The sequence below is a fragment of the Allobosea sp. P1_A7 genome (assembly GCF_056406775.1).
Genome location: NZ_JBFTZN010000267.1, coordinates 1 through 10,240 on the forward strand (window position 1 = coordinate 1; position 10,240 = coordinate 10,240).

General features: G+C 65.0%; 14 protein-coding genes. 10 read left to right on the plus strand and 4 right to left on the minus strand.

All coding sequences use genetic code 11. The features are described from left to right. The first annotated feature begins 142 nt into the window (after positions 1–142). The 5 genes from AC1D34_RS30365 (at position 143) to AC1D34_RS30385 (ending at position 2,583) form a co-directional block, all read left to right on the plus strand. Positions 143–499: an HdeA/HdeB family chaperone gene (locus tag AC1D34_RS30365; RefSeq protein WP_441491246.1), complete on the plus strand. Its 357-nt coding sequence runs from the start codon at positions 143–145 to the stop codon at positions 497–499. A 107-nt stretch (positions 500–606) separates the two neighbouring features. Next, positions 607–828, plus strand: coding sequence for a hypothetical protein (locus AC1D34_RS30370; protein WP_476826218.1), 222 nt, complete (start codon positions 607–609; stop codon positions 826–828). A 151-nt stretch (positions 829–979) separates the two neighbouring features. Then, positions 980–1,435, plus strand: a complete 456-nt coding sequence (locus AC1D34_RS30375; RefSeq protein ID WP_476826219.1) for a hypothetical protein — start codon at positions 980–982, stop codon at positions 1,433–1,435. Between the two features lie 115 nt (positions 1,436–1,550). Further along, a complete protein-coding gene (locus AC1D34_RS30380) occupies positions 1,551–2,276 on the plus strand; it encodes an outer membrane protein (RefSeq protein ID WP_441506798.1) in 726 nt (241 codons plus the stop codon). A gap of 85 nt (positions 2,277–2,361) precedes the next feature. Beyond that, positions 2,362–2,583, plus strand: a complete 222-nt coding sequence (locus tag AC1D34_RS30385) for a hypothetical protein (RefSeq protein WP_074471640.1) — start codon at positions 2,362–2,364, stop codon at positions 2,581–2,583. 152 nt (positions 2,584–2,735) lie between these two features. Here AC1D34_RS30385 and AC1D34_RS30390 read toward each other — a convergent pair whose 3' ends face one another. Continuing rightward, positions 2,736–3,023, minus strand: coding sequence for a hypothetical protein (locus AC1D34_RS30390; protein WP_441506796.1), 288 nt, complete (start codon positions 3,021–3,023; stop codon positions 2,736–2,738). A gap of 276 nt (positions 3,024–3,299) precedes the next feature. On the opposite strand from AC1D34_RS30390, the gene AC1D34_RS30395 reads away from it, so the two are divergent. Next, complete coding sequence (locus AC1D34_RS30395) at positions 3,300–3,953, plus strand: glutathione S-transferase family protein (protein WP_441506795.1); 654 nt, start codon at positions 3,300–3,302, stop codon at positions 3,951–3,953. A gap of 196 nt (positions 3,954–4,149) precedes the next feature. Continuing rightward, positions 4,150–4,596 (plus strand): VOC family protein, encoded by a 447-nt coding sequence (locus AC1D34_RS30400; RefSeq protein ID WP_441506794.1) that lies wholly within the window; start codon positions 4,150–4,152, stop codon positions 4,594–4,596. 85 nt (positions 4,597–4,681) lie between these two features. On the opposite strand, the gene AC1D34_RS30405 is transcribed toward AC1D34_RS30400, so the two are convergent. Next, positions 4,682–5,239, minus strand: a complete 558-nt coding sequence (locus AC1D34_RS30405) for a TetR/AcrR family transcriptional regulator (RefSeq protein WP_441491239.1) — start codon at positions 5,237–5,239, stop codon at positions 4,682–4,684. Positions 5,240–5,287: 48 nt separating this feature from the next. Between AC1D34_RS30405 and AC1D34_RS30410 the strand changes: the two genes are divergently transcribed. From AC1D34_RS30410 to AC1D34_RS30420, 3 genes are all read left to right on the plus strand, one after another. After that, complete coding sequence (locus AC1D34_RS30410; RefSeq protein ID WP_441506793.1) at positions 5,288–5,812, plus strand: dihydrofolate reductase family protein; 525 nt, start codon at positions 5,288–5,290, stop codon at positions 5,810–5,812. Between the two features lie 391 nt (positions 5,813–6,203). Continuing rightward, positions 6,204–7,214 carry a thioesterase domain-containing protein gene (locus tag AC1D34_RS30415; protein WP_441506792.1) on the plus strand — a complete coding sequence of 337 codons (1,011 nt, stop codon included), beginning with the start codon at positions 6,204–6,206 and terminating at the stop codon, positions 7,212–7,214. Positions 7,215–7,359: 145 nt separating this feature from the next. Beyond that, a complete protein-coding gene (locus AC1D34_RS30420) occupies positions 7,360–7,644 on the plus strand; it encodes an acyl carrier protein (protein ID WP_441506791.1) in 285 nt (94 codons plus the stop codon). On the opposite strand, the gene AC1D34_RS30425 is transcribed toward AC1D34_RS30420, so the two are convergent. Next, on the minus strand, positions 7,604–8,641 hold the full coding sequence (locus AC1D34_RS30425) for an alpha/beta fold hydrolase (protein WP_476826220.1): 1,038 nt from the start codon (positions 8,639–8,641) through the stop codon (positions 7,604–7,606). The genes AC1D34_RS30420 and AC1D34_RS30425 overlap by 41 nt on opposite strands. 17 nt (positions 8,642–8,658) lie before the next feature. After that, positions 8,659–10,240, minus strand: a 1,582-nt coding sequence (gene dacB, locus AC1D34_RS30430; RefSeq protein ID WP_476826221.1) for a D-alanyl-D-alanine carboxypeptidase/D-alanyl-D-alanine endopeptidase, incomplete at its 5' end; no start/stop codon positions are given.

Below are 10,240 nucleotides of genomic sequence, written 5' to 3' on the forward strand. Positions count from 1 at the left end.
GTCCTGCGCCTCTACAGCCCGCTCGAGCCGTTCTTCGCCAAGACCTGGCAGCCGAGCGAGATCGAGCTGGTGAAGTAGTCATTGCACCGGGAAATCGGTGGCACCTGTCCGCACCCCACACACTTCGAAATAGGAGATCATCATGTCCAGAATTCTTGCCGCCATGGCGGTATCGGTCGTCTGCGCAGCCTCGTCTGCGGCGACGGCCCAGGTTCCGCTCACCAGCTATGTCGATGCCAACGGCTTCATCGATGTTCAGGCCCTGACCTGCGCACAGCTGGCCGGAACCTTTCAGGAGGACGCCGATGCGCTCTCGGCCTGGTATAGCGGCTGGTATAACGGCCTCGCCAAGAAGCATTTCCTTGACCTGAAGAAGGGCAAGGTCGTCGAGCACGAGGTCATCGTGTACTGCAAGGCCAATCCCGGCAAGAAGATCATCGAGGCGCTTGCCGTCGTGTTCAAGGATGAGCGCGCCAAGCTGGGAATCGAGATGAAATAGGCGCCTGTTGGCGGGCGATCGGATCAGCAACGGGCGGGCGCTTGAATGGAGCGTCCCCCCTTGATGACATTGGCACATCTCCAGGCCCTCAATCGACAGGGAACGACATGAACACGCCTATCCTGGCTGGGATCGCAATATCGATTGGACTGATCCTGGCAGGCTGCCAGTCGTCGCAATCGCGGCAGGCACAGCTTGCCGCAATCTGTGCCGATCCCGCCAATCGGCAGCCCAAGACCTTCTACTGGTCGGAATGCCAGACACTGTATCCGTCGTCGGACCAGGCATTGCAGAAGGATTATCTGCTCGGCTCCGCCCTCGGCAACTAGATCATTGGACCGGATATCGTATCCAGTCCGATGATCTAACCCTTTGTCTTTGCATCGGCTTTGCCCCGAAAACCGCAATCCACTTTTCGGGCCGATGCTTTAAGTCCCGAACTCCTCCCTTCGCCGGTCAGACCTCCGACGCGCGCGGCGAATGCCGCTGCGTGCCGGCGTCAACACGCCGCCTAAGTCGAACCTATCTCTGGAGAATGTCATGACATCGCGCGTCGTCGCTGCGCTTGCAGTCTCGCTCGGGCTGGCCCTGGCCGGGTGCCAGTCCACGCCCCAGGCCGTGCAGCAGAAGGAAGATCTGCTCTCGGCCGCCGGCTTCGTTCCACAGCCCGCAAACACCCCGCAGCGCCTTGCGGCCATGAAAAAGCTGCCCCCCAACAAGTTCGTTCAACAGGCGAAGAACGCTGAGATCGTCTACGTCTACGCCGATCCCATCGTCTGCCAGTGCGTCTACTTCGGCAGCCAGGCGGCTTACGCCCAATTTCGCCAGATGGTCTTCGCGCAGAAATTGGCCAACGAGCAACAGATGACAGCGGTGATGAACCAGGACGCCTTCGATTTCGGGCCCTGGGGTGGGCCAGGACCATTCATGTACTGAAAGCGCTGTCGAATCTGAACTGAATAGACCCGAACTCCACGAAAGCTGATCGCCCGCACCCATTTGCGGGCCGGTGCATGCAATCGATCCGATATTCACGAAGGGCGCGTTGACGATGTCTACCTCATCTACAGTATTCGGTGCCGGACTTGCTTTCGCACTGTTCTCGTTCGCCGCGCAGGCTGCCGACCTGCCGTCGCGGCGGATCGAGCCTGCCATTCCCATGCCGCCTGCCTTCACATGGACCGGTTTCTATGTCGGTGCCCAGGCCGGCTGGGCGCAGACCAGAACCGAACTGACGCCGGGCGCCGTGATCGCCGGTCGGGCCGCCGTTGCTTCATTGCCGAGCCTGAACAGGGACGGCGCTACGGTCGGTCTGCTGGCGGGCTACAACTACCAGATCGGCCAACTTGTCCTCGGTGGCGAGATCGACGGCGCAGCCCTCATCACCGGCAAGCAGCGCTTCACCGCGCTGACCGGCGATTTCATCACCGCCCATACCAACTGGGCCGGCTCGGCCAGGCTACGCGTCGGTTATGCCTTCGACCGGTTCATGATCTACGCAACCGGCGGCCTCGCCTTGGCCGACGCCCAGTCGACGGTGACGGGCACGGGTTACTCCTATGGCGCAGGCGACAGCACCCGTCTTGGCTGGACGCTCGGCGCCGGCGCCGAATACGCCATCACGAACAACTGGATCGCTGGCCTGGAGTATCGGTACTCACAATTCCAGGAGGATACCTACACCTATCCGGTTAGCGTCGGCGGGCTCGGGATCGTCGGTTTCAAGCAGCAATTGAGCACCAACCAGGTTGTCGGGCGGCTGCTCTACAAGTTCTGACTCTCTCGACGACTTCCTCCGGGGCAGGCTGCGTGCCGGCCGTCGGAGATCCGTCCTCCCTCCAGTTCCGAAACGGGGCTACGACATGAAATATGCCATTTTCGGCTTGGGCGCCCTGGCTCTGGCCGCCGCCCTCGCCCCGACAGAGGCCAGCGCCGTGGTTTGCGCACGCGGGGTCGTCCGGGCTGGTTGTGCCGGGCCCAATGGTGCGGTCGCGGTGCGACGCCCGGTTGCCCCGCGCGCCGTGGTCGTCACGCCGGCGCGCCGCGGCTGTACGATCATCAACGGCCGGCGCGTGTGTCGCTGATAGCGCGCTGCTGCATGGGCGAACGGCGCTCGCGCTAGCGGGCGATCCGGCTTCGACCGCGCCCTGCCTCACGGCGCCAGGCCATGCCAAGCCTGGAGCCTGAAGGACCACGGTGAGCCTCCGGTCGTCCGACGATCAGATCGTGGGTGCCATCACAGTTTCGGGGGAAGCCCAGCACGTTCGAAGACCGGCACCGACTCCGTCCTGCCGGCCAGCGAGCCCCCCGTCGGCACATCTTCGGCTGCTTGCCGGACGGCCTCTTCGGATTCCGTCAAGCCGTCCGGCGTGTCGTTGGCATCGCTGCCTTCGTCATGGATATTGGTGCGGTCGCTGACGCGACGGCCCGTGGTAGCCGGGTCCGCCTCGATCGGACTTTCGGTCGGAGCGAGCGTTGCGCGCTCGTCCTCGAGCAGCGCAGGGTTTTCGCGGGGCTTTTGCATGGTTTCCTCCTGTCGGGGAGGAAGCCGCCGGGGCGGGATTTGTTCCGGAATGGGCTCGGCGCGTGGAGCGCAAGCATCGCAATTGCCGATCGCGGAGCCGCCGGAGTCGGTGCTCGGGCATCGTGGCCAACGAAGCCGCCGACCGCCTTCGCCGCAACCTAGGCGGGAGTATTCCGCCGGAAAATACGGCGCGGTGACGCCATTCGGGGGTAGCGAACGGCCCCTCGACACTTAGTGTGGGGCGGGGTGCACCGTCCAACAAGCCGGAGCCTTGCAATGACCATCACCATCACCGCCTTTGAACGCTCCCCCGATCGCGGCAGAGGGCTGGCGCGTGACATGCGCGTTCGCTGGGCGCTCGAAGAAGTGGAGCAGCGCTACGACGTTCGCCTGCTTTCCTTGCCCGCGATGAAGGAGCCCGCGCATCGTGCGCTTCATCCCTTCGGGCAGATCCCGACCTATCAAGACGGCGATCTCGTCCTGTTCGAGTCGGGAGCGATCGTTCTCCATATCGCGGAGAGTCACCCGGGCCTGCTGCCCGCCGATGCGAACGCCCGTGCGGGCGCGATCGCATGGATGTTCGCCGCGCTCGCCACGGTCGAGCCACCGATCGTCGAGCGCAGCATGGCGGTGCTCCTGGAACGCGACAAGCCCTGGTACGAGGCGCGCCTGCCTGGCCTCGAGGATCGGGTCCGTGTCCGGCTCGGCGAGCTTTCGCAGCGGCTTGGCGAGGCCGATTGGCTCGATGATGGGTTCAGCGCCGGCGACCTGATGATGGTGACGGTGCTGCGCCGGTTGCACGGCTCGGGCCTCCTCGAGGAATGTCCAAACCTCTCAGCCTATGTCGCCCGCGGCGAAGCCCGGCCCGCCTATCAGCGCGCCTTCGCGGATCAGCTGGCGGTCTTCACCGCCATCCAGCCGCCCGGCTGATGAAGACCCCGCGGCCGGTCGGTTCCCACATTGGCCGCTCCGGCCGGGACATTGGTGGGCCGGCCTCGGCCCCGCCGAAGATGTTGCGCTGCGACGCCATGGGGATGACGCAGATGCTGCGCATCATCCGCCATGACGCGTTCCTCGGGATTACAGCTGGGCGCGCGTCAATGCTGCAATCAGACAGGAGACGACCATGAAGATCGTGACCAGCCTGAGCTTCCAGGGCCAGTGCCGCGAGGCGTTCGAGTTCTACGCCAAGGTCCTGGGCGGAAAGATCACCGCCGCCATATCCTATGGCGACGCGCCTCCGGGCATGCCGATCGCGGACGAGAAGTTCAAGACCTGGCTGATGCATTGCTGGCTCGAGGTCGGCGACCAGGCCTTGATGGGCGCCGACATGGACGTCAAATGGGCTCCCAATATCGACAAGCCGAAGAACGGCTTCGACGTCACCCTGCACAGCGACGACAATGCCAAGGCAAAGGGCTGGTTCGAGCAATTGTCGGAAGGCGGCAAGGCCGTCATGCCGTTCAGCGAGACCTTCTGGTCGCCCGGCTTCGGCTCGCTCGTCGACAAGTTCGGCGTGCCCTGGATGATCAACACCATCCCATCGGCCGGCTGGAAGCCGCCGCAGGGCTGATCCTTCGGACGAGGCGACAGCCAGGACATGAGCGGAGACTTGGTGCCGGCCCGCGTCCGGGGACCTCCCCTGGTGCGGCCGGTGGTCATCTCACCCCTCTGACCCACTCCTCCAACACGCGTCTGATCGCCTGTTCCGCCGGCGCGTCACGCGTGAAGGCCCACCATGTATGCGCGCCTTGCCAGAGGCTCGCCATCTGCCACCCGAGGCGTTCGCCCCGCGTCCGGTCGCTCGAGAGGCGGCGGCCGAGGATTTCGGCGAGGCGACGGCCCCAGGCCGCGCCGCGGCTGCGCAGCGCGGGATTGCGGATGTCTTCCCTCAGCAGTAGCAGGCCGTTGGTGGCGTCGCGTTCCGCGGTTTCGGACGGCATCAGCCGGATCAGAAGGTCGATCGCGCCCTCAGGCGTCGGCGGTGCCTCAGCGTCCGCCGCCTCGGTCTCCGCGTCGAGCCGGTCCCAGGCGTGCAGGAGAATAGCCTGAACCAGGGCCTCGCGATTGCCGTAGCGCTGCACCAGCGTCGCCGGGGAGAGGCCGCAGGTCTTCGCGGCGCGGGCGAAGGTGAGACCGTCGGGGCCCGTCTCCAGCATCGTCCCGAGAAGTGTCTCGAGAACCTGCTCGTCAGGGATCGTTTTGCGTCTTGCCATGGTAATATATAAACGTACGTTCGTTTATTATTCAACGGAGAAGCCGCCATGGCCAGGATTCTGGGATATATCGCCGCCAGCCTCGATGGGCGGATCGCCACCGAGGACGACAATCTCGACTGGCTGTTCAAATACGACGACATGAACCTCGGCGAGCACGACTACCGCAGCTTCCTCAAGCGCATGCGCACCGTGGTGATGGGGCGGAGCACCTATGATTTCGTAGCGGGAGACGCTTCCGCCTGGGCCTATGGGGACAAGCGCGTCATCGTCGTCACATCGCGGACGATCGACGATCCGAAGGGTCCGCTGGAGGTCCGCAGCGACGTCGATGCGCTGATCCACGAACTTCGCGGGCTGGACGACGGCGACGTCTGGATGCTGGGCGGCGGGCAGCTGCAGATGGCCTTCCTCGAGCGCGGCGCACTCGACGAGATCGAGATCTATGTCATCCCGGAAATGCTCGGTGGCGGCCGGCCGCTCTTTCCACTCACCGGCTTTCGGGCGAGCCCGACGCTCATCAGCGCGCAGGCGGTCGACAAGGGATGCGTGCGGCTGCACTACCGGTTCTAGACGCATCGCCGAGGCCAGATCGCAAGTTCCGATGCCCCTGCGGTCGGCCGGGAACCAGACGCTCTGGCAAGGGAGTCCGACGGCAGTCACAGCTGACACCGCTCCTTCTACATCGCCTTTCCGCAAAGGCGTTTTGCGCTGAATTGGCATGAGCGCGATCGTCCAACACGATGCAAATAGTGATGGAATCCTCGATGGCCATCTGATCGCGCTCTACAGAATAGGCCCCGGACAGAAGTCGGAGAGACCTGTCTAACCGCGTTCTGCGCGGGCTCGCGAAGTGCGCCGACACAGGCCGCAGCCTCGATCGAGACCCGCTATCATTCAAACGCATGATGAAGCGGTTCTAGTGGCATCCGATAAATGCCCCTAACCTTAGGCGGGGCTGGCCATGGTTTCGGAGTCATTTCAAGCACCGGCGTCAGGTCGAGAAAGCCGGAGTGATGCAAAGCGCGCCGGTGTTTCCATCGGGCAAAACGTCTCTGACTACACTTCGAATCGCGATTTTCTTCCTCTTCGTCAAGACGAACGCATGGGGAAGAACCCTGCCGGTGCACCCGCGGTCGCCCCCCTGGGCAGCGTCACCGGGACGGATAACCCTCCCATCCTGTTCCTGCTCCCGGGGTCGGTCGGTTACGGCCCGGGCCTGGCGGCCTTCGCCGCGGCCATGGGCAAGGTCACCCGGGTGGTCCCGATCAAATACCCCGGTCTGCGGATGATATTGAGCGGACAGAACACGCTCGCCGCCATGGCGGCCGACGCGATCCAGCAGATCGGCCGGGCCCAGCCCTCGGGCGATGTTCGCCTTCTCGGCCATTCGCTTGGTGGCGCCGTTGCTTACGAGGTCGCGCAGCGGCTGCTCAGCGCCGGACGGTCGGTCAGGTTCCTGGGATTGCTGGACACGAGCCTCGAGGGCGAACGAAGCAAGTATCGGGAGATCATCACCCGCACGTTCCATCGAATACGGACCAATCGCGTGGCGGCCTCCCGGATGGCCTGCCGCGCCCTTGCGAAGGGGACGGCCGCGATGGGCCACGAAGCGCGCCTGGCGGGGATGCTCGACCGCTATACCAAGGAGCAGTTCAATGCGACCTGCTTCAGAATCCAGCTGGAGCTGCAGGAGGTCTTGCGGGCCCGCGCCTTCTTCGCGTGGCTGGCCGAGCCGAAGCAGCAGCTGCCCCTGGCAGGCACGCTGTTCCGCTGCAAGCGGGAGGGAATGACGAGGGAGCTCGGCTGGGACAGCGCCCTGGCGGGCGTGGAGGTCATCCCGATCGCAGGCGGCCATCTCGACCTCGTCATGGAGCCCCATCTCTCGGCGAACCGCCCCCTGATCGAGCAGGCCGTGGCGCTGAGCTATTCGCCAGCCGCGTCCCACCTGCACGAGCGGAGATTGCCGACGTGACCGCGCCAGCACGACCTCTGGCCGCCGCCGAAGGCCGACCGTCTCGGGCGGGGTCGCAACTCCTTCCCCAGCGCTTTGGATCACGCCGTCCGATCGCGGCGCATCCGCCCAAACAGCAGGTTCTGAATTGAGCACGAGGCCAATGATGATCATCGAGAAGACAAGCGATATTTACACGGGGGCCATTCGCGCATTCCTGGCGGCAAATTTCTTCCTGGACGATGCAGATGATCTGGAGGCCAGCGCCTCGCTCCTCGAGCATGGCATCATGGATTCGACCGGGGTGCTCGAGGTTGTCGGCTTCATCGAGCACACATTCGGGATTACCGTCGAGGATAGCGAAATCCTGCCCAGGAACCTCGATTCCATCCAGGCGATCGCACATTTCGTCACCCGCAAGAAGAACGGGCAGTCGGCACTGGAGCTTTGAGCCGGAGCTCGGGCCGCCGCACGGCAGGGCCAGAGCGAGCGACCTCGTGCGGCCAGTCGGCATGCTCCCCCCGGCGAACTGGCCCATCCATGCGAAGCCGAGCAAGATGCTGGGGGCGATCGCCAGCCCCCCTGCGAGGCGCGCCAGCATTCAAAGCGATCTTGCAGGTCCCGCGCAATGTCGGGCGGAGCCGATGAGGCCGGGCGGGCAAGGCACGGATCGGGCCCGGGTCGCGCTCCGGTGGGGAGGATGGCGGTTGCCATGGCTTGTCGCCGGCAAGCACGACGGCYGTCAGTTCCCGCAGTCGAGGGGCAGCCTCGATCTTGGCGAAGGCATCGAGGAGCATGATCGCTTCGGGAGCCGCCGGCGCGGTCTGCCTGTTGAGCGCGTCCCATTTCGCCACATGCTTCGGGCTTGCCACCTCGCGCATCAGGGGTGTCGCAGCGTCGACCATGACGAGCCCGCTCACCTCATCGGGCCAAGTCCGTGCAAAAAGCGTGGCGATCAGACCTCCGTAGGAATGGGGCACGAGCACGTAAGGGCGCGGTTCGCCCGCTGCCGTCAGCAGCCGATGGAGATCGTCAGCCGCCTGGTCGGCCGGATGCGGCTGGGCGACTGGCGTGGACTGATCCGGTCCGTCGAGCCTCACCCCTGGCCGGTCATAGGCGCAGACGCGGGTGAAGCGGGACACCATCGGAAAGACCGCCGACCCGCCCCTGCGAAGATTGCCCTTCCCCCAGGCCACGGCGTCATAATCGGCCTGGTGGGCCGGGTCGGCGGGATCGAGTGTCTCGCTCCAGTCGGCAGCGCCATTCCCCCTGCCCGAGATCAGCACGACCGTCGGCGATCCGGCGCCAGTGCATTCGAGATAGATCTTGCGGCCAGCGCCGATCGCAACCGAGCCGGAGAAATCTTCGGCAACCGACGCGTCGGCCGCGATGAGGATGAGCGCCGCGGCCAGAGAAAGGCACGAGCGGGATCGTGCTGCAGTGGGCATGACGATCTCCGGTCACTTCAATAGCCCTGCTGGATCGCGACGACGACGGCCGCCACATCGGCCCGGGCGGCGGAATAGTCCTGCAGCGATGGGAAGGGGATGTTGTTGACCATCAGGCTATAGACAAGCCGGCGCCCGCTCCTGGCGTCGATATATCCGGTCTGGGTGGTGGCAAGCGCGACAAGTTGCCCGGCAGCACTTCCGGCGACCATGTCGCCATCCTTGATCCGGACATGCGCGGCCGCCGGCGACCCCGCGCCGTTCAGTGCCTGCGAGCCGTCGACCCCGAGCACGGCCATGCCATCATGAAAAGCGCTGCCCCAGGGCGTGGTCGTGATGTCCCTGAGGAAGGTCGCGAGATCCGACGGCGTCGTCCGGCTGTTATGGCTGCTTCCGGCACCGTCGAAGACATAGGTTCCGGTTGACGACACGCCATGCCGGGCGAGCAGCTTCAGCACCTCGGCCAGCCCATCGCCGCAATCGGGACTTCCGGCCTTCACCGCGGCAAGACAGACCATGAGGTCGGCGCCGCGGTTGTAGCTCACCTTCAGGATCACCTTGACGAACTCGGACAGCGGCGGCGAGACATATTCCGCCACCCGGTTGGCTTCGCGATAGCCGCCCGCGTCGGGCAGCGGCCTGGCGGGGCCGAGCGCAGGCGCGGCGACCTTGACCCCCGCCCGCATGAGCGCCTCGATGAAGACCGTGCGCGCGAAAGCGGCAGGATCGGCGATCTGGGACACCGTCAGGATCGGTGGTCCGTCCGAAGCGATCTTTCCGCTGACCCGAACCACCCCGGCGCCCCGTGTCGTCACCTCAAGCGGCCCGGCCGTGCCGGCAACCGTGGTGACGTCGTTCTCGACGGTGATGGCAGCGCTCTTGGGACGCCAGTCGAGCTTAGGTTTCTCGCCGGGCTTCGTCGGCGTCACCATGATGTCGATGACGTTCTCGTTGACCCAGATCGGAGCGATCGGCCCGGACGAGAACCCCCGATAGGTCTCGAAGAGACGATCGTCGATCATCACATCGCCGGTGATTTCGCGGATACCCGCAGCCTTGACCTGCGCGGCCAGGGCATCGAGCGCCGCGAGCGGATCGCTGTTCCCGACATAGGCGCCGCCCGGGAAGCCGGTAGAGGTGGTGTTGTGGTCGACCTCCGGCAGGCTGTTGAAGCCAAGCTTGTCGTTGGGCTGCTCGCGGAGCCCGAAACTGAAATCACCGGACGCGACGAGGACGAGATCTCCGTCGAGCACGTCGCCCTTGAGGTTGCCGAGCCTGTAGACCGGTGTCCGGAAACGGTAGTCGGCGCCATAGCGGTCAAGGGCGGTCGCAACGCTGTAGGTCTTCATGACCGAGGCTGGCAGCAGCGACTTATTCCCAGCCTGATCGATCAACGTCTTGCCGGTAGCGAGATCGGCGAGGTGGATGCCCCAGCTCATATGGGCAAAGATCGGCTTGGCTCGGAGGCGCTCTATGGCCTGGGCAACAGAGGCAGGAACCTCTCCGGACACCCCCGCGGCGGGATCAGCGGTCGCTCCGCCCCCCGCCGACAGCACCGCCAGGAGCGCGATCGCGACATGTCTGATCACGGTCATTGCC

Coding starts and splice junctions, on each gene's coding strand:
- AC1D34_RS30365 (WP_441491246.1), top strand. CDS start 143: ATGTCCAGAATTCTTGCCGCCATGGCGGTATCGGTCGTCTGCGCAGCC.
- AC1D34_RS30370 (WP_476826218.1), top strand. CDS start 607: ATGAACACGCCTATCCTGGCTGGGATCGCAATATCGATTGGACTGATC.
- AC1D34_RS30375 (WP_476826219.1), top strand. CDS start 980: ATGCCGCTGCGTGCCGGCGTCAACACGCCGCCTAAGTCGAACCTATCT.
- AC1D34_RS30380 (WP_441506798.1), top strand. CDS start 1,551: ATGTCTACCTCATCTACAGTATTCGGTGCCGGACTTGCTTTCGCACTG.
- AC1D34_RS30385 (WP_074471640.1), top strand. CDS start 2,362: ATGAAATATGCCATTTTCGGCTTGGGCGCCCTGGCTCTGGCCGCCGCC.
- AC1D34_RS30390 (WP_441506796.1), bottom strand. CDS start 3,023: ATGCAAAAGCCCCGCGAAAACCCTGCGCTGCTCGAGGACGAGCGCGCA.
- AC1D34_RS30395 (WP_441506795.1), top strand. CDS start 3,300: ATGACCATCACCATCACCGCCTTTGAACGCTCCCCCGATCGCGGCAGA.
- AC1D34_RS30400 (WP_441506794.1), top strand. CDS start 4,150: ATGAAGATCGTGACCAGCCTGAGCTTCCAGGGCCAGTGCCGCGAGGCG.
- AC1D34_RS30405 (WP_441491239.1), bottom strand. CDS start 5,239: ATGGCAAGACGCAAAACGATCCCTGACGAGCAGGTTCTCGAGACACTT.
- AC1D34_RS30410 (WP_441506793.1), top strand. CDS start 5,288: ATGGCCAGGATTCTGGGATATATCGCCGCCAGCCTCGATGGGCGGATC.
- AC1D34_RS30415 (WP_441506792.1), top strand. CDS start 6,204: ATGGTTTCGGAGTCATTTCAAGCACCGGCGTCAGGTCGAGAAAGCCGG.
- AC1D34_RS30420 (WP_441506791.1), top strand. CDS start 7,360: ATGATCATCGAGAAGACAAGCGATATTTACACGGGGGCCATTCGCGCA.